15 protein-coding genes are annotated in these 17,796 nt (G+C 73.8%); 9 read left to right on the forward strand and 6 right to left on the reverse strand.

Translation table 11 applies throughout. The annotated features are described in order from the left end of the window. A partial coding sequence (locus ABT014_RS31960; protein WP_132919430.1) for an acyl-CoA dehydrogenase family protein occupies nt 1-95 on the forward strand: 95 nt, incomplete at its 5' end. A gap of 66 nt (nt 96-161) precedes the next feature. On the opposite strand, the gene ABT014_RS31965 is transcribed toward ABT014_RS31960, so the two are convergent. Beyond that, nucleotides 162-1,541, reverse strand: coding sequence for an LCP family protein (locus ABT014_RS31965; RefSeq protein WP_350642935.1), 1,380 nt, complete (start codon nt 1,539-1,541; stop codon nt 162-164). 161 nt (nt 1,542-1,702) lie between these two features. On the opposite strand from ABT014_RS31965, the gene ABT014_RS31970 reads away from it, so the two are divergent. The 4 genes from ABT014_RS31970 (at nt 1,703) to ABT014_RS31985 (ending at nt 6,227) form a co-directional block, all read left to right on the forward strand. Further along, entirely contained in the window at nt 1,703-1,780 is a 78-nt protein-coding gene (locus ABT014_RS31970) for a putative leader peptide (protein WP_350642983.1), read from the forward strand. 188 nt (nt 1,781-1,968) lie between these two features. Further along, nucleotides 1,969-2,523 carry an NADPH-dependent FMN reductase gene (gene ssuE, locus ABT014_RS31975; protein WP_350642937.1) on the forward strand — a complete coding sequence of 185 codons (555 nt, stop codon included), beginning with the start codon at nt 1,969-1,971 and terminating at the stop codon, nt 2,521-2,523. A gap of 332 nt (nt 2,524-2,855) precedes the next feature. Continuing rightward, nucleotides 2,856-3,644, forward strand: coding sequence for an ABC transporter ATP-binding protein (locus ABT014_RS31980; protein ID WP_502895137.1), 789 nt, complete (start codon nt 2,856-2,858; stop codon nt 3,642-3,644). An 18-nt stretch (nt 3,645-3,662) separates the two neighbouring features. Beyond that, nucleotides 3,663-6,227, forward strand: a complete 2,565-nt coding sequence (locus tag ABT014_RS31985) for an ABC transporter permease (RefSeq protein WP_350642938.1) — start codon at nt 3,663-3,665, stop codon at nt 6,225-6,227. Nucleotides 6,228-6,284: 57 nt separating this feature from the next. Here the strand turns inward: ABT014_RS31985 and ABT014_RS31990 are convergent, their stop codons facing one another. After that, complete coding sequence (locus ABT014_RS31990; protein ID WP_350642940.1) at nt 6,285-7,775, reverse strand: LCP family protein; 1,491 nt, start codon at nt 7,773-7,775, stop codon at nt 6,285-6,287. Nucleotides 7,776-7,936: 161 nt separating this feature from the next. Here ABT014_RS31990 and ABT014_RS31995 point away from each other — a divergent pair, with 161 nt between their 5' ends. Continuing rightward, nucleotides 7,937-8,977: a glycosyltransferase family 2 protein gene (locus tag ABT014_RS31995; RefSeq protein WP_350642942.1), complete on the forward strand. Its 1,041-nt coding sequence runs from the start codon at nt 7,937-7,939 to the stop codon at nt 8,975-8,977. A gap of 78 nt (nt 8,978-9,055) precedes the next feature. After that, nucleotides 9,056-9,673 (forward strand): acyltransferase, encoded by a 618-nt coding sequence (locus ABT014_RS32000; protein WP_350642944.1) that lies wholly within the window; start codon nt 9,056-9,058, stop codon nt 9,671-9,673. Between the two features lie 21 nt (nt 9,674-9,694). On the opposite strand, the gene ABT014_RS32005 is transcribed toward ABT014_RS32000, so the two are convergent. From ABT014_RS32005 to ABT014_RS32020, 4 genes are all read right to left on the reverse strand, one after another. Further along, complete coding sequence (locus ABT014_RS32005; protein ID WP_350642946.1) at nt 9,695-11,152, reverse strand: LCP family protein; 1,458 nt, start codon at nt 11,150-11,152, stop codon at nt 9,695-9,697. Between the two features lie 386 nt (nt 11,153-11,538). Continuing rightward, nucleotides 11,539-13,251 carry an LCP family protein gene (locus ABT014_RS32010; protein ID WP_350642947.1) on the reverse strand — a complete coding sequence of 571 codons (1,713 nt, stop codon included), beginning with the start codon at nt 13,249-13,251 and terminating at the stop codon, nt 11,539-11,541. 183 nt (nt 13,252-13,434) lie between these two features. Further along, complete coding sequence (locus tag ABT014_RS32015; protein WP_350642948.1) at nt 13,435-14,709, reverse strand: LCP family glycopolymer transferase; 1,275 nt, start codon at nt 14,707-14,709, stop codon at nt 13,435-13,437. Nucleotides 14,710-14,743: 34 nt separating this feature from the next. Next, nucleotides 14,744-15,535 (reverse strand): TIGR03089 family protein, encoded by a 792-nt coding sequence (locus ABT014_RS32020; protein ID WP_350642949.1) that lies wholly within the window; start codon nt 15,533-15,535, stop codon nt 14,744-14,746. Between the two features lie 101 nt (nt 15,536-15,636). Between ABT014_RS32020 and ABT014_RS32025 the strand changes: the two genes are divergently transcribed. Further along, nucleotides 15,637-16,782 carry a peptidoglycan recognition protein family protein gene (locus tag ABT014_RS32025; RefSeq protein WP_350642950.1) on the forward strand — a complete coding sequence of 382 codons (1,146 nt, stop codon included), beginning with the start codon at nt 15,637-15,639 and terminating at the stop codon, nt 16,780-16,782. A gap of 93 nt (nt 16,783-16,875) precedes the next feature. Continuing rightward, nucleotides 16,876-17,784, forward strand: a complete 909-nt coding sequence (locus tag ABT014_RS32030) for a DNA-3-methyladenine glycosylase family protein (protein WP_350642951.1) — start codon at nt 16,876-16,878, stop codon at nt 17,782-17,784. The last annotated feature ends 12 nt before the right edge of the window (nt 17,785-17,796 follow it).

The following is a 17,796-nucleotide window of genomic DNA, read 5'->3' on the forward strand; positions in this document are numbered from 1 at the left end:
CGGTGGAGCGGATGATGCGGGACGCGAAGATCACCCAGATCTACGAGGGCACCAACCAGGTCCAGCGGATCGTGATGGCCCGCAACCTCCCGTAGCGGGAACGTGCACAGAGGCGGGGGCCCACCGGTCGCACCGGTGGGCCCCCGCCGTCGTACCAGGACCTACTTGACGTCGGGCATCGCGGTGTCGTTCTTCATGGCGTCGAAGACCAGCTTCGACTTGGCCGGGTCCCACTTGACCGCCGATTCGCCGGTCGGGGTGTGGAAGTCCGGGTTGCCGATCGGCACGGTGATGCTCTTGCCGTCGCCGCTGGTGACGCCCTTCATGGCGAGGAACATCGAACCGAGGTCGGTCAGGCCCGCGTCGTCGTCCACGATCAGCGTGCCGAGCCCGGAGCTGACCATCGGGTAGAAGGTGAACGGGTTGAGCAGGGCGGCCGGCGAGGCCGCCTGCTTGGCCAGCGCGCCGAGGAACTTCTGCTGGTTGCGCATCCGCCCGAGGTCCTGGTCGGCCATCTGGTGCCGCTGCCGGACGAAGGCCAGCGACTGCGCGCCGGTCAGGGTCTGGCAGCCGGCCTTCAGGTTCAGCCCGGAGTCCTTGTCGGAGATGTTCTGGTCGATGCACATGTCCACGCCGCCGACCGAGTCCACGATGCCGACGAACCCGGCGAAGCCGATCTCCGCGTAGTGGTCGATGTGGATACCGGTGTTGGTCTCCACGGTCTGCACCAGCAGCCGGCCGCCGCCGCGGGCGAAGGCCGCGTTGATCTTGGACGTGGCCGCCGGGACGGTCTTCCCGCTGCCACTGGTGTCGGCGTGCGCCGGGATCTGCACCCAGGAGTCCCGGGGGATGGACATCAGCGTGTTCCCGTTGTCGCCGATGTGCAGGATCATCATCGAGTCGCTGCGCTTGCCCTCGGCGGAGCCGGTGTGCAGCGAGTCCTCGTCCGCGTCGGAGAGCCCGGCCCGGCTGTCGGAGCCCACGATCAGCCAGTTGGTGCCCTTGCCCTCGGCCGGGCGCCCGGCGTAGCCGGCCAGCACGTTCTCGTGGTTGAGCTGGGAGTCCGCCCAGAAGTACGTGCCGACACCGGTGACCAGCAGCGCACCGACGATCGCCAGCGCGGCCACCTTGATCTTGCGACGGCGGGGCCAGCGCGAGCGGCCGGCGGCCGGCGGAGCCGTCGGCGCCCCCGGGCCACCGGGGCCGGCCGGCCCACCGGGCCCACCCGGGCCGCCGGGACCCCCGGGCGCCGGGCGCACCGGGTGCTGGCGCGGCACGGGTCTGCCGGGCGGCGCCGCCGCGGGGGCGGCGGCCGGCGCCGGGGCGCCCGCACCGCGCGGGTTGAGCTCGGGCGGCAGCGGCGGCTCCGCCCCGGCCCCGCCGTACCCCTGGCCGCCCGGGGCGCCGTACCCCTGGCCGTCGTACCCCTGCTCGCCGTAGCCCTGACCGCCCTGGGCACCCTGGCCGCGCTGGGCACCCTGGCCCCGGCCGTACGCTCCGTACCCGCCGCCGCCCGGGCGGTCCTCCTGCCACGTGTTCATGTGGGGAAGGATGCCCGAAACCGGTGGCGCTCAGTACGGCCGGGTCGCCTTCGGGGCCCCTTGTAGCAGAGCTGATGCAGGGACCGGATCGTTCCGCCGGAATGTTCAGCCCGTGGAACCAACCTTGACCGTCCCGAAACGCCCGTGCTTGCATGACCGGCATGGAACAGCGACGGAACCTCACGCGGCGGCGCCATGTCGACCTGCTGCGCGTGTCCGGTGCGCTCTGTCGTGGCTGAGTCCGCGCCACCCCTCCACTCCCCGTGACCGCCTCCGCCCGAGCGCGCTTCCCCGAGCGCGCCACCGGCCGAGCCCGGCGCCGCCGGCCGTCCCGCACCGCCGCCACCGGCGGGCGCCCGCACCGGCTCCTCCCGCTTCCCGCCCGGTGCCCGCCGACCCGCGGCACCGTCCGCCCCGAGGTGAACCCATGGCCACCGTCCTGTCCGTCTCCGGCTCCCCCTCCGCCACCTCCCGCACCACCCGGCTGCTGCGCCACGTCGACGCCCGGCTCACCGCGTACGGCCACCGGGTGGTGCCGTTCGAGGTCCGCAGCCTGCCCGCCGATGCGCTGCTGGCCGGCGACGTCTCGCACCCCGAACTGGCCCGCGCGATCGAGCTGTTCGCCGAGGCCGACGGCGTGGTGATCGGCACCCCCGTCTACAAGGCCGCCTACTCCGGCCTGCTGAAGACCCTGCTGGACGTGCTGCCGCAGTACGCGCTGCGCGACCGCACGGTGCTGCCGCTGGCCACCGGCGGCTCCACCGCGCACGTGCTGGCGGTGGACTACGCGCTGCGCCCGGTGCTCAGCGCGATGGGCGCGGGCCACGTCACCCAGGGCTGGTTCGTGCTGGACCGCCACATCGGGGTGCGCGACGACGGCTCCACCGAGCTGGTGCCGGAGACGGAGGCACAGCTCGCACCGGTGGTGGAGGACTTCGCGGCGGCGCTCGCGCGCCGGGCCGTGCCCGCCCTGGCGGCCTGAGCCGGCCGCCGGTCCGCGGTCCGCTCCGCCGGCGTCCGCGGCCCGGGGGGTCGGTCCGGGAGCGCCGCACCCGGACCGACCCTCATCCGGTTGTCCCGGTCCCCTAGGGGGAGAGCCGGGACACCCCGTACATCTCCCGGTCAGCCGGGTTCCTCCCGACGGAGGAGGTCCCGTCCTCCTGGTACTCCTAACGTATTCCTTATCCCCCGCACCACCCGATGGTGGTGCCGGCCACCGGCCGGGGACGGGTGCCAGCCCCATGGTGGTGCACCGGTCACGGCCGCGAGGCTGGGGGGCAACGGGTGGAAAACCAGATCAACGAGGAGAACCCAGTGACGACGGCAGCCAACGCCGTGCACGGCGCACAGCTTTCCGGCGGGCCCGCCGCCACAGCGGCCGGCGCCCGCCAGGTGACCAAGGCGTACGGCGCCGGGGAGACCAGGGTGACCGCGCTCGACGCGGTCGACGTGGACATCGAGCGGGGCCGGTTCACCGCGATCATGGGCCCCTCGGGCTCCGGCAAGTCGACCCTGATGCACTGCCTGGCCGGGCTGGACACGGTCTCCGAGGGCCGGATCTGGATCGGCGAGACGGAGATCACCGGCCTGAAGGACAAGCAGCTCACCAAACTGCGCCGGGACAAGATCGGCTTCATCTTCCAGGCCTTCAACCTGCTCCCCACGCTGAACGCGCTGGAGAACATCACGCTGCCGATGGACATCGCCGGCCGCAAGCCCGACGCCGCCTGGCTGGACCAGGTGATCTCCACGGTCGGCCTGGCCGACCGGCTCAAGCACCGCCCGACCCAGCTCTCCGGCGGCCAGCAGCAGCGCGTCGCGGTGGCCCGGGCGCTGGCCGCCCGGCCGGAGATCATCTTCGGCGACGAGCCCACCGGCAACCTCGACTCCCGTTCCGGTGCCGAGGTGCTCACCTTCCTGCGCCGCTCGGTCGACGAGCTCGGCCAGACGATCGTGATGGTGACCCACGACCCGGTCGCCGCCGGCTACGCGGACCGCGTGCTCTTCCTCGCCGACGGCGCCCTCGTCGACGACATGCACGCCCCGACCGCCGACTCCGTCCTCGAGCGCATGCGCCGTTTCGACGGCAAGCGCACCAGCTGATTCGGAGCCGGTAACCCCATGCTGCTCAAGACCTCGCTCCGGAGCTTCTTCGCCCACAAGGGGCGGATGATCCTCTCGTTGATCGCCGTGGTGCTCTCGGTCGCCTTCGTCTCCGGGACGCTGGTGTTCGCCAACACCGCGACCAGCACCTTCGACAAGCTGTTCGCCTCGACGGCCTCCGACCTCTCGGTCCAGCGGCCGTCCGACGACTCCGCCGACGGCCCGCGCCAGGGCGCCAAGGCCCTCACCGTCCCGCTGGACACCGCCACCGAGCTGGCCGCCCTGCCCGGGGTGAAGAGCGCCGTCGGCCAGGTGTTCACCCAGTCCTCCACCCTGGTCGACCCGGTCTCCAACAAGGCGATCGGCCCGACCCAGGGCGCCCCCACCATCACCGGCAACTGGACCGAGACCCCGCGCCAGTCGGTCGACATCACCGCCGGCCACGCCCCGCAGGGCGCCGCCGACCTGGTGCTGGACGCCGACACCGCCAAGAAGGCCCACCTCGGTCTCGGCAGCGCCGTCCGGATCATCAGCCCCGGTGGCAGCTACGACTTCACCATCTCCGGCATCGCCACCTTCCGGACCACCAACCCCGGTGCGGCGCTGGCCTTCCTGGACACCGCCACCGCCCAGCGCGACCTGATCGGCCAGCAGGCGTACACCTCGGTCGAGCTGTTCGGCGACGGCACCCGCACCGACGAGCAGCTCAAGTCGGACGCGCTGGCCGCGCTCGGCAGCGGCTTCCAGGGCAAGACCGCGGCGGAGCAGAAGGCCGACGGCGCCAAGGGCGTCGGCTCCTTCCTCGACTTCATGAAGTACGTGATGCTCGGCTTCGCCGGGATCTCGCTGCTGGTCGGCGGCTTCCTGATCATCAACACATTCTCCATGCTGGTCGCCCAGCGCACCCGGGAGATCGGCCTGCTGCGCGCCCTCGGCGGCAGCCGCAAGCAGGTCAACCGGTCGGTGCTGGCCGAGGCGCTGATCCTCGGGCTGCTCGGCTCCACCCTGGGCCTGGCCGCCGGCCTCGGCCTCGCGGTCCTGCTGATCCAGCTGATGAAGCTGCTCGGGATGAACCTGGACGCCTCCTCGCTGGAGATCACCTGGACCGTCCCGGTGGCCTCGTACGCGGTCGGCATCCTGATCACCGTGCTGGCGGCCTGGGTTCCGGCCCGCCGGGCCAGCCGGATCTCGCCGATGGCCGCCCTGCGCGACCACGGCACCCCGGCCGAGGCCTCCGCCAACCGGATCCGGACCATCATCGGACTGGTGCTCACCGGTCTCGGCGCCGCCGGCCTGGTGATGGCCGCACTGGCCGGCAAGGCGGCCGAGGGCGGTCTGCCACTGGCCGCCGGGATCTTCCTGAGCCTGGTGGGCTTCGTGGTCCTCGGACCGCTGCTCTCCACCGGTGTGGTCCGGGTGCTCGGCGCCGCGCTGCCGGCCCTGTTCGGCCCGTCCGGCAAGCTGGCCCAGCGCAACGCGATGCGCAACCCGCGCCGGACCGGCGCCACCGCGGCGGCCCTGATGATCGGCCTGGCCGTGGTGACCGGGGCCTCGGTGGTCACCAACTCGATGGTCAGCTCGGTCACCGCCCAGATCGACAAGTCGGTCGGCGCGGACTACATCGTCTCCGCCAACGGCGCCCTCAGCCCGGCGATGGCCGACGCCGCGCGCAACACCCCCGGCCTGAAGGCGCTGATCGAGCAGAAGTCGCTGCCGGTCACCTTCGCCACCCCGGACGGCAAGCGCACCGAGGCGGACCTCTCCGCCGCCACCGCGAACTTCACCGAGGGCTTCCACATGCCGGTCGCCGCAGGCCGGCCGGAGGCCGCCTTCACCGGCGGGATCTCGGTGGACGAGAACTTCGCGAAGGAGCACGGCCTCAAGGTCGGCGACCCGGTCACCGTGGACTACGGGCACGGCCGCACCCAGAGCCTGCCGGTCGGGATCGTCACCCAGCTCGGCAACTCGCTGTTCGACAAGCAGTTCTACACCTCGGTGGACACCGTCGCGAAGGCCCTGCCCGCCGACGAACTCCCGCTGGACGTCGTGATGTTCGCCACCGCGGCCGACGGCGCCGACAAGGCCTCGACGCTGACCGCCCTGCAGAAGTCCCTGGACGCCTACCCGCAGGTCAAGGTGCAGGACCAGGCCGGCCTCAAGGACCTGGTGCAGAGCCAGATCAACCAGCTGCTCTACATGGTCTACGGCCTGCTCGGTCTCGCCATCGCGGTCGCCGTGCTCGGCGTGATCAACACCCTCGCCCTGTCGGTGGTCGAGCGGACCCGCGAGATCGGCCTGCTGCGGGCGATCGGCCTCTCCCGCCGCCAGCTGCGCCGGATGATCCGGCTGGAGTCCGTGGTGATCGCGGTCTTCGGCGCCCTGCTCGGCTGCGGCCTCGGCCTCGCCTGGGGCGTCACCGCCCGCAAGGTGCTGGCCGACCAGGGGCTGGACGTGCTCACCGTCCCGGTCGGCACGATCGTCTTCATCCTGGCCGCCTCGGCCGTGATCGGCCTGCTGGCGGCGCTGGTGCCGGCCTTCCGGGCCGGTCGGATGAACGTCCTGGCGGCCATCGCCACCGACTGACGCACCACCGCGCACGAGCGGGCGGGGGCCGGGCAGCTGCCCGGCCCCCGCTGCGCGTCAGGGGCAGCTGATCTGGGTGCCGGTCTCGGCGCTCGGTTCGGGGGAGGCCGGACCGGCCGGCGCCGGCGCCGGGGCGGCGGTCGGCGCGGCCGAGGGCAGCGGGCTCGCCAGCGGCACCCCGGTCACCCCCCGGTAGTCGGCGCCCGCCACCACCTGCACGGTCGCCCCCAGTCCGGGCACCTTGACCAGCTCGGCGCCCGGCAGTGCGGCCGCCACCGTCCGCGCCGACTCGTCCCAGGTCGGGTCGTAGCGCACCGCCGTCCTGGCCACGGCCGTCCCGCCCGCGTTGGAGGGCGTCCCGGTGGTGGCGAAGCCCGCCGTCCGCAGGTCGGTGTCCACCCGGGCGCCGAGCCCCTGGATCCCGGTGCCGTTCAGCACCTGGATCCGGATCAGGCCGGGCGCCACCGTCCCGGCCGCGACGGGGGAGAGCGCGGCGGCGGACGGCGGCGGGCCCGGCCGGTCGGTCAGCGAGCGCCCCTGCCGCAGGGCGTCGAACAGGGCCTTCGCCCCGGCGGTGTCCCAGAGCACGGTCGAACCCCACCCGGCGACCTGGTGGTCGACCACGGCCAGCGGCACGGTGGTGAAGTCGGCGTCCGCGGCCGACAGTCCCTTCAGGCGGGTGGCCAGCTGGAGCAGGTCGTCGCTGGTCAGCTCCTCGTCGGCGGTGACCGAGCGCAGCACGGTCTCGGTGAGTGCGCCCAGCCGGGCCGGATCGGCCAGGCTCCCGCTCGCGGTGGCCTGCCGCAGCAGCTGGGCGAGGAGCTTCTGCTGGCGGTGCATCCGGCCGAGGTCGGAGCTGCCGTCGACGTGCCGCGCCCGGACGTACTTCAGGGCGCCGGCGCCGTCCAGCCGGCTGGTGCCGGCCGGCAGGTCCAGGCCGGAGTACTCGTCCTTGAGCGGTTTGGCGCTGCACACCTCCACGCCGCCGACCGCGTCCACGGCGGCGACGAAGCCGAGGAAGTCGATCTGGAGGTAGTGGTCGATCCGCAGGCCGGTGGCCTGCTCCACGGTGCGGACGGTGAGCGGCGCGCCCCCCATCCCGTACGCCGCGTTGATCCGGCCCTTGCCGGCGGCCACCTCGCGGCCGGTGGCGCGGTCCCGGTGGGTGGGGATGTCCACGTAGGAGTCGCGCGGGATGCTGACCACGCTGGCCCGGCCGTCGTTCGCGGCGAGCTGGACGATCATCATGGTGTCGGTGCAGTGGCAGGACTCGCCGCCGGCGTGCAGGTCGTCCTTGAGCGTGGACTCCGCGATGCCCGCCCGGTCGTCGGTGCCGACCACCAGGAAGGTGGTCAGGCCGTCATCCGCCGGCCGGTCGTGGTCCCCGCCGAAGGCGTTCACCCGGCCGATCGAGTCGCTGACCCCGTTGAGCATCGCCCACCCCCCGCAGGAGGTGGCGAGCAGGACCACCGCGACCGTGCCCGCCGCCCACTGCCCCCAGCGGCGGCGGGGCGGGTGGGCGGGTCGGCGCGCGGGCGTTGACGGCACCCTGTGGATCGTAGGGGCGGCCCGGAGCGGGCGGCGCACGGCGCGCCGCGCCGTCCGGGCGAAGCCGGAGGCCGCGGCGCACGTCGCCGGGGTCGCGCGGGTCGAAGATCGGGGCCCCCGCATCTGACAAGTGCGGGGCCTCGCCGGTACGGTGGGGCGCGATGAACACCAAGGCTGCTGAGGAGCTGCCGGCGGTCTCCGTGATCATGCCGGTGCTCAACGAGGAACGTCACCTCCGCACCGCCGTGCGGCGGATCCTGGACCAGGACTACGCCGGTGGGATCGAGGTGGTGATCGCTCTCGGCCCGTCCACCGACCGGACCGACGAGATCGCCGCCGAGCTGGTCGCCGGGGATCCGCGGGTGCATACCGTGCCGAACCCCACCGGCCGCACCCCCGCCGCGCTGAACGCGGCGATCCGGGGCTCCCGCCACCCGGTGGTGGTCCGGGTCGACGGCCACGGGCTCCTCACCCCCGGCTACATCGCCACCGCCGTCCGGCTGCTCGGCGACATGGACGCCGCCAACGTCGGCGGGATCATGCACGCCGAGGGCGAGACCGAGTGGGAGAAGGCGGTCGCGGCCGCCATGACCTCCAAGATCGGCGTGGGCAACTCGGCCTTCCACACCGGCGGTCTGGCCGGCCCCGCCGAGACGGTCTACCTGGGCGTCTTCCGCCGCGAGGTGCTGGAGCGGCAGGGCGGCTACAACGAGGAGTTCATCCGCGCCCAGGACTGGGAGCTGAACTACCGCATCCGCCAGGACGGCGGCCTGATCTGGTTCAGCCCGCAGCTGCGGGTCACCTACCGGCCCCGCCCCACCGTGCGCGCGCTCGCCAAGCAGTACCGGGACTACGGCCGCTGGCGCCGGGTGGTCACCCGCTACCACCGCGGCTCGGTCAACCTGCGGTACCTCGCACCGCCCGTGGCGCTGGCCGCGGTGCTCGCCGGGCTGGTGCTCGGCGCGGCCGTGCACCCCGCCTTCCTGGCCGTACCGTTCGGTTACCTGGCCGCCATCCTGGGTGGGTCGGCACTGGAGGGCCGTGGGCTCTCGGGCAAGGCCAGGGCGCTGCTCCCGGTGGCCCTGGTGACCATGCACATGAGCTGGGGCTTCGGCTTCCTCACCTCACCGCGCTCGCTGGCCCGCCGGGTGATCGCCAGCACCGCGCCGGCGCCGATGACCCCGGCCGCGGAGAACGGCTGACGCAGAACGGCCGACGCAGCCCGGCCAGCTGCCGGATTGTGCCCCGGCCGGGGTGCCGCGGGCGCTATCGTCCCGGCCATGGGGATTGCTGAGGGGGCGCACACGGACGTCCGGATCGAGTCCAGCGCCGATGTGGACGAGCGGGCGGCGATCGGCCCGGGGAGCACGGTCTGGCACCTGGCCCAGGTGCGCGAGCACGCCGAGATCGGGTCGGACTGCATCATCGGCCGCGGGGCCTACGTCGGCCCGGGGGTGCGGATCGGCGACCGGGTGAAGCTGCAGAACCACGCGCTGGTGTACGAGCCGGCGGTGGTCGAGGACGGCGTGTTCGTCGGCCCGGCCGCGGTGCTGACCAACGACCTGTACCCGCGCTCGGTCGACGTGGACGGGCGGCTCAAGCGCGGTGACGACTGGCACGCGCGCGGGGTGACCCTCCGCCAGGGCTGCTCGATCGGCGGCCGGGCGGTGCTGGTGGCCGGCGTGACCGTGGGCCGCTGGGCGCTGGTGGCGGCCGGCGCCGTGGTGCACCGGGACGTACCCGACTTCGCGCTGGTCGCCGGGGTCCCGGCCCGCCGGATCAAGTGGGTCGGCCGGGCCGGCGAGCCGCTGGAGGACGCCGGCGGCGGGCGGTGGAGCTGCCCGCGCACCGGCGAGGCGTACGTCGAGACCGACGGGGTGCTGACCGAGGCCGGCTGACGGGCGGTCAGTGCGTGCCGGTCAGTGCGTGCCGGTCCAGCCCTGGACGCACTTGCTCTCGTCGCCCTGGTGGACCGCCACGTCGGAGGGCACCGCGGTCGGCACCGGGGCCGCTGCCGCCGTACCGCCGCCGCCCGGCCGGTAGTCCGCGCCGAGGGTGACCACCACGGTCCGTCCGCTGCCCCCGGGGGCCACCGCCGTCGGGGACAGGCCGAGCGCCGCGGCCACCGCGAGGGCGCCCTCCTTCTGGTCGGCCTGCCCGTAGCGGACGGTGCTGAGCTGGATGCTGCCCGCCCCGCTGCCGGCGGTCGCGTGGTACCCGAGGTCGGTGAGCTTCTTGCTGGTGTCGGAGGCGAGCCTGGGCAGCGTGGTGCCGTTGTGCACCGAGACGGTGACGCCGGACGGGTCCACCGCGGGCGCGGTCGACGGGGTCGACGAGGGGGACGGGGACGGTGAGGCGGTGGCCTGGTCGGCGCCGCCGGTGTGGTCCTCGCTCCCGTTCAGCGTCCGGTCCGCCAGGATCAGCCGGAACAGGTCGTCCGCCCCGGGTTGGACGAACTTGGCCTTCTCCTGGAGCTCCTTCAGCGGCTCGTCGTGGGTGTAGGCCATCGGCGGCTGGACGAAGCTGACCTCGGCGGGCTTGATGTTGCGCAGGCTGTTGGCCAGCCCGGCCAGCTTGGTGGTGCCCGCGATCGGGTCGTCCACGGTGATCGACCGGGTGGCCGCCTCGATCACGCCGAACGCCTTGCCCGGGTCGAGCAGGGTGCCCTGGTCGGTGACCTTCTTCAACAGCGAGGAGAGGAAGGCCCGTTGCATGGCGAACCGGCCGATCGCGGTGCCGTCCTGGACGGAGTGCCGGGTACGGACGAACTGCAGGCCCTGCTCGCCGCTGAGCCTGGTGACGCCGGCCGGCAGGTCGAGGTGGGAGTCCGCGTCCTTGATCGGCTGGCAGAGGTTGACCTCCACCCCGCCGACCGCGTCGGTGAGGTCCTTGACGCCCTGGAAGTTGACCAGCAGATAGTGGTCGATCTTGAGCTTGGTGATGGACTGCACGGTGTCCTGGACGCAGCCGGGGCCGCCGCGGCCCAGGGCCTCGTTCAGCGGCCGGTGCGCCATCGCGGGGGCGACCTTGCCGTCCGGCGCGGTGCACCGCGGGTGGTCCACCAGGGTGTCCCGGGGCAGGTCGAGGGCGACGGCCGCGCGCTTGTCCGGATAGACGTGCAGCACGATGTTGACGTCGTTGTTGCCGATGCCGGTGTTCTCCCGGTCGCCGTAGTTGCCGCCGAGGTCCTTGCGGCTGTCGGTGCCGATGATCAGGATGTTCATCGCCACCCGGCCCTCGGCGTCGGCCTGCCCGCCCGGCGGGGGCGGGTTGCCCGCACCGAGCGGGGCGTGCTGGATGTTGGCGTCCAGGTGCCGCAGGTACAGGTAGCCGGCGCCGCAACCGGCCAGCACGACCGATCCGGTGGTCAGCGCCACCGGTTTGAGCCACCGGCGGGCGCCGGTGCGCGGTGTCCCGCCGCGCCGCCGGCCGCTGCTCCGGGCGGCCCGGCGGGCCGCCGCGCGACCACCGTCCGGTGCCCCGACTCCGTCCTCGCCCACCCTGATCCCCCGCCCCTGTGTTCGATACCCCGTGAGTGCTCGAACTGACAAGCTACCTGAGGAAACTCCTCGATTGCAGCTTGATCACGCGGTGGGGACGTCCGGGCGGCGGAGGTTTGACGCTCCGTCGAAGCGGCGGTCACGCAGGGGTGCCGCACAGCGGTCCGGCCCGCCTCCCGGGGGTCGGGAGGCGGGCCGAACGGCCGCTCGGGCGAGCGGAGTTACGCGGACAGAGTTACCTGGCCGGAGTCACGCGGCCGGAGTCACTTCGCGCAGACGTCGGCGTCGTCCGCCTGCACCCGCTGGAGGTCCTTCGGGGCCTCGGTCGGGACCGCGGCGGCGGCGCTCCCACCCGTCCCGCCACCCAGCGAATCCTTGCCGAGCACCACCACCAGCGCGTCCTTGGCGCCGAGTTGGGAACTCTGCTGGGCCGCGCTCGCCGGCAGCCCGAGCGCCGCCGCCAGCGCGGCGGCCTGGTCGCCCTTGCCGGCTGGGTAGGAGACGGTGCTGGCCTGGGCCACCGTGGCATTGCTGCCCGTGCCGGCCTGGTCGAAGCCCTTGCCCTGGAGCGCCGTCACGGCCTTGGCCGCCTGCTGCGGCTGGCCGGTGCCGTTGCGGACCGTCACCCGGACCGCCCCGGCGTCCACCTGCGGCACGCTCGGGGCGGCCGCCGCAGTGCTCGGGTCGGCCGGCGCCGAGCCGGCCGCGGCCTGCTGCACCTCGGTCAGCGAGCGGTCGTTCGCGATCATCGAGAAGAGCTGGTCGGCGTCGCCCGGCTTGAGGATCAGCCGGTCCTTGTCCTTGGGGTCGTCCAGCACCGGCACCGTGGTGAAGGTGATGTTCTTGGTGTCGACCTTGCTCAGTTCGAGCGCCAGGTCCTTGAGCTTGTCCACGCTGCCGATGCCGGAGTCCACGGTGAGCGCCTTGGTCGCGGCGTCCGCCAGGGTCCACAGCTTGGTCGGACTGGTCAGGGTGTCACTGCTCTTGATCTTGCGGATCATCGAGCTGATGAACTGCTGCTGCAGCGGGATCCGGGTCAGGTCGCCGCCGAAGCCGACCGCGTGCCGGGTGCGGACGAAGGCGAGTGCCTCCTCGCCCTGCACCACGTGCTTGCCCTTGGTCATGGACAGGTGCGAGTCCGGGTCGTTGATGTCCTTGGCCGCGCAGACCTCCACGCCGCCGACGGCGGTGGACAGCGTCTTCACCGCCTCGAAGTTGACCATCATGAAGTGGTCGATGCGGATCTTGGTGGCCTGCTCGACCGTCATCCAGGTGCAGCCCGGGTCCCGGCCGTCCTGGCCCAGGCTGGTGTTGAACATCGCCCGGGCGCTGCCGGGGATCGTCTTGGTGCCGCTCTTGCACTGCGGGATCGGCACCATCAGGTCGCGCGGGATGCTCATCACCGTCGCGTTGCTGCGGTCCTTGGCGACGTGGAACAGCAGCGTGGTGTCGGCGTGCCCGGTGCTGCCCTCGTCGCCGTAGTCCCGGCCGAGGCCCTGCCGGCTGTCGGTGCCGATCACCAGGATGTTGAGCGCGTCGCCGGCCGCCTGCGGACGCTCCGCCTCGTTGCCCAGCTGCACCTCGACCGAGCTGATGTTGCTGTTGAAGTGCTGGTAGACGTAGTACGCGCCGCCGCAGCCGGCCACCAGCACCAGCGCGGCCACGCCCGCGGTCCACTTGAGCGCCCGGCGCGGCTTGGAGCGCCCGCCCTTGCGCCGGGCGGCCCGGCCACCGCCTTCGGGGCCGCGGGGGAGCGGGGGCTCACCGCCGGGCTCGGGCCTGGGCCGGGGCATCCGGGGCCGTACGGGTGTGCTGCTCCGGGATCCGCCCTGGGCCGGTACGCCGGGGGGCGGCGGCCCGTCCAGGTGCAGCCGGAACTCGCCCGTCTCGGGATCGCGCACCCACTGGTCGGCCGGGTCGACCTCCTGGGGCGACGCGTCCGCGAGGTGGTTCGGATGCCGGTGTCCGCTGTTCACCCCGGACACCCTAGACGAGCCATCACGGTGCGACGGTCACGGTGTGACAGCTGCCACACGGCTGATCCGGAGCGAACCGGGGCAAAGCGCCTGAGTTTTCTTCACACAACGTACCCAATTCGGGGCGACCGCCCTGCGCCGGTGGCGCCCCGACCCCCGCCCCCCGGCTCCTCCGGTGTGCCCTCAGCCCGCGGCGCAGTCGTCCTGGTCGGCGGTCCGCCCCTGGAGCGGGCCGGTCGGGCCCGTCGAGGCGCCGGTCGAGGCGCCAGCGGAGGGGGAGGGGGAGGCGTCCGGCCCGGCCGAGCGGCTCCCGCTCGTCCCGGGTGTGGGGGTCGGCCCGGCCGCCGGGGCGGTCGCGTCCTCGGGGGGCGCCGTCGGCCCGGTGGGACCGGCGTCGGGGGAGGCGCTCGGCCGCACCGCCACCTCCTGGTCCGCCCGCAGCGCGGCGAACAGCTGGTCGGTCTGCGGCTGCACGAACTCGTCCCGGTTGGCGTTGTAGCGGTAGGGCCGGCGCGGGGTGGTCAGGAAGACGATGGCGGAGGAGGGCATCGCCCGCAGCCGCTGCGCGAGGTCGTAGAGCGCCCCGAGCCGGCTCAGCCCGGGATCGGCGGTGATCGAGGAGGTGGCCGCGTCCAGCAGCGGCCAGAGCTTGGTCGGATTCAGCAGCACCCCCTGGGACTGCACCTTGCGGATCAGCGCGGCCAGGAACTGCTGCTGGCGGCCCATCCGGTCGGTGTCGCTCCCGTTGCCCAGGCTCTCCCGCGCCCGGACGTAGCCGAGCGCCTGCTCGCCTTGCAGCACCTGCCGCCCGGCGGCCAGGTCCAGCTTGGCGTCCTGGTCGTGGATCGCGGTGGCCACGCAGACCTCCACGCCGCCCACGGCGTCCACCATCCGCTTGAAGCCGGAGAAGTCGAGGATCAGGTGGTGGTCGATCCGGATCCCGCTCAGCTGCTCCACGGTCCGGATGGTGCAGGCCGGGCCGCCGATCTCGAAGGCCAGGTTGAACTGGAGCAGGCCGCCCCGCGAGCGGCTGCCGTCCGGCAGGTCGCAGGGCGGCATGGTGACCATCACGTCCCGGGGGATGGAGACGGCGGTGGCCCGGTGCCCGTCGGCGGACAGGTGCAGCAGGATCACGGTGTCCGAGCGCTGGCCGCCGGTCGAGCCGTACGCCGAGTTGTCGCCGCTGCGGTCGTCGCTGCCGATCAGCAGGATGTTCTCGGCGCTGCCGGCGGGCGTGGGGCGGTCCGACTCGTGCTCCAGCAGCGGGCCGGTGACGGTGTCGGTCCTGATGTTGCCGTTCAGCTTCCGGTAGGCCAGCCAGGCCAGCGTGCCGCCGACCAGCAGCACGGCGGCCAGCACCCCGGCGGTCAGCGCCAGCCAGTGGCGCCGCAGGAACGAGCGGCGCCCCCCGCCCTCGCGGGCCGGGGGGCGCTCGCCGTCCTCCTCCTCCACTGCCATCCCCGGGATCCGTACCCCCGGGATGCGGCGAGGATCAGCTCAGCCGCAGAGTCACCCGTTCGGACTCGATCCGCTTCTCCCACTGATCGTCGGTCAGCTGCTCGGAGTTGCGGCACAGCACCACCGAGGCGCCGGCCGCCAGCGGCGCCAGCAGGCCCGCCTCCAGGCCGGCCCAGTCCTCGTACGAGAGGGTGCTGAGCACCCGGTCGCCGGGGCCGAGGCCGAGCCGGGCGGCGCCCGCCCGGGCCAGCTCGACGGTCTGCTCGCCGGTCAGCTTGAGCGGCAGGCCCTCGGTGCTGGTCTCCAGCGCCTGCGCCTGCGGGTCCACCGGGGAGTACGGCGCGAAGCGGTCGCCCTGGCCGGGCACCTCGGCGGCGTAGTCGAGGAAGCCGTCCGGCCGCTGCGGGAAGCGCCCGCCGAGCGGGCGCAGCGCCAGTGCCACCCGTTCGCCGGAACAGGCCTCGGCGGCGGCCAGCCCGTCGGGGCCGCTGACCACCAGGTCGGCGGCGGCCGGGTCGCCGCCGGGGATCACGGTGACCCCGACGGACCAGCAGGCGAGCAGCCAGACGGCGCTCTGCCAGTGGGCGGGGAGCAGGAGCGCGGCCCGGTCCTCGGGGCCGGCGTTCAGCTCGTCCTGGAGCAGGTTCGCGGTCTTGGCCACCCAGTTGTCGAAGGTCTTCGCGGACAGCTCGACGCGTTCGCCGGTCGAGTCGTCGTAGAAGGTGACCAGGGGGCGGGAGGAGTCGGCATCGGTGGCCCCGGGGCGCAGATAGGCGTTCAGCAGCTCGGCGGGGGTGCGGGCGTCGGCAGCGAAAGGCGCAGTCATGGTGCGGTCCAGCCTACGGCCTCCCGACGGTCGGCCGGGAGGGTGATCGGTGGGGGTGGTCGACGTGGCGTCAGGAGTGATTTGCCGTCAATATCCGTTTTATGCGTTTTACATACTTCGCTCCCCTTGCCATCGGGTCCACCGCGCTCCTCCTGCTCCAGCCCGTGGCCGCCGGCGCAGACGCGCCGGCGGACCAGGTCCGGGCGACACCGGGCGGGGTCACGGCCCTCCCGCTGACCGCTGAGCGGCGCTCGACGACCGCCGAACACACCCTCACCGCACAGTCCACCAAGCCCTTCTCGATGGTCGGTGTCAGCTGGGACGACCCCGCCGTCCGGCTGGCCGGCACCGTCCAGGTCCGTACCCGCGACGCGGGTACCGGGCACTGGAGCGGCTGGCTCGACCTGTCCACCGACGCGGACGACCGGCCGGACGAGCCGACCGGGCGCGGCTCGACGGCGCCGCTCTGGGTCGGTCCCAGCAACGGCGTCGCCGTCCGGGTCCGGGGCGACGGCCACCCGCTGCCGGCCGGCCTGCGGGTCGAACTGGTCGACCCGGGCAGCTCGCCCGCCGCCGACCAGGCCCTGCCGGTCGCCGGCGGCGCCGGCTCCGCCGACCGCACCCTGCCGACGGTCGACCACCCCGGCCCGCGGCCCGGCATCGTCACCCGTTCGGGCTGGGGCGCGGACGAGTCCATCCGGGAACCCGGCTACGTCTACACCGGCACCGTCAAGGCCGTCTTCGTCCACCACACCGACACCGCCAACAACTACGCCTGCACGGACAGCGCCAAGATCATCCGCTCCATCTACCTCTACCACGTGCAGAGCAACGGCTGGCGGGACATCGGCTACAACTTCCTGGTCGACCGCTGCGGCACGATCTTCGAGGGCCGGGCCGGCGGGGTGATCCAACCGGTGCTGGGCGCCCACACCCTGGGCTTCAACACCGACACCTCGGGCGTCGCCGCGATCGGCAGCTTCGGCTCGGCCTCGGCGCCGCAGGCCCAGCAGGACGGCATCGTCAAGATCGCCGCCTGGAAGCTCGGCCTCACCGACCAGGACGCCGCCGGCTCGACCACCCTGGTCTCCGCCTCCGACGGCAGCCGCTACAAGAAGGGCACCTCGGTCAGCTTCAAGACGATCTCGGGCCACCGGGACGCCTTCGCCACCGAGTGCCCGGGCGACACCCTCTACAACCGCCTCGGCGACATCCGCACCAGGGCGGCCCAGCTCCAGGGCCGCTGACCGCGCCGCCGACCGGGCCGCCGACCCGGGTCGGGCCCACGGGCGTAGGGTTCCTGTGGCCCGACCCCCGGGCGGCGGAAGAGGTGACGGGCGATGCCGGGCACGGAGCGGCGGTGGCGGCCGGGATACCCGGTCGACCTGCCGAGGATCCTCTTCCCGCTGCGCCGCGGCCCGGCCGACCCCGCCTTCCGGAGCACCGGCGACGGCGCGTTCTGGCGGGCCTCCCGCACCCCGGACGGGCCCGGCACCCTGCGGGTCGCGCTCGCCGCGGGCGAGGTGGTCGCGCAGGCGTGGGGACCGGGAGCCGGCTGGCTGCTGGCGCGGGTGCCGGCGCTGCTCGGCGCGGACGACGACCCCGCCGCGCTGGTCCTGCCGCCCGGCCCGCTGCGCGAGGTCCAGCGGTCCCACCCGGGCCTGCGGCTGGGCCGCACGGGGCTGGTGATGGAGTCGCTGGTCCCCGCCGTGCTGGAGCAGAAGGTCACCACCGACGAGGCGTACCGGGCGTGGCGCACGCTGCTGCGGGACTTCGGCACCCCGGCGCCGGGCCCGGCCGAGGGGATGCGGGTCGCGCCCTCGGCCCGCGAATGGGCCCTCATCCCGAGCTGGGAGTGGCACCGCGCCGGGGTCGACCCCAAGCGCTCGGCGACCGTGGTGCGGGCCGCCCGGCTGGCTGCCCGGATGGAGGAGGCCGCCGGCTTCGACCCGTCCGCGGCCTTCGCCCGGCTCACCGCCGTCCCCGGGATCGGCGTCTGGACGGCGGCCGAGACGCTCCAGCGCAGCAACGGCGACCCGGACGCGGTCTCGGTCGGCGACTTCCACCTCCCCAACCTGGTCGGCTGGGCGCTGGCCGGGCGCCCGCGCAGCGACGACGAGCAGATGCTCGCGCTGCTGGAGCCCTACCGTCCGCACCGCCACCGGCTCTGCCGGCTGCTCCTGCTCAGCGGCGCCCGGGCCCCGCGCTACGGCCCCCGGCTCACCCCCAACGACCACCGGCACCGGTGACCGCGCGGCGGC

This window comes from Kitasatospora sp. NPDC094015 (genome assembly GCF_040304075.1).
In the GTDB taxonomy this organism is placed as follows: domain Bacteria; phylum Actinomycetota; class Actinomycetes; order Streptomycetales; family Streptomycetaceae; genus Kitasatospora.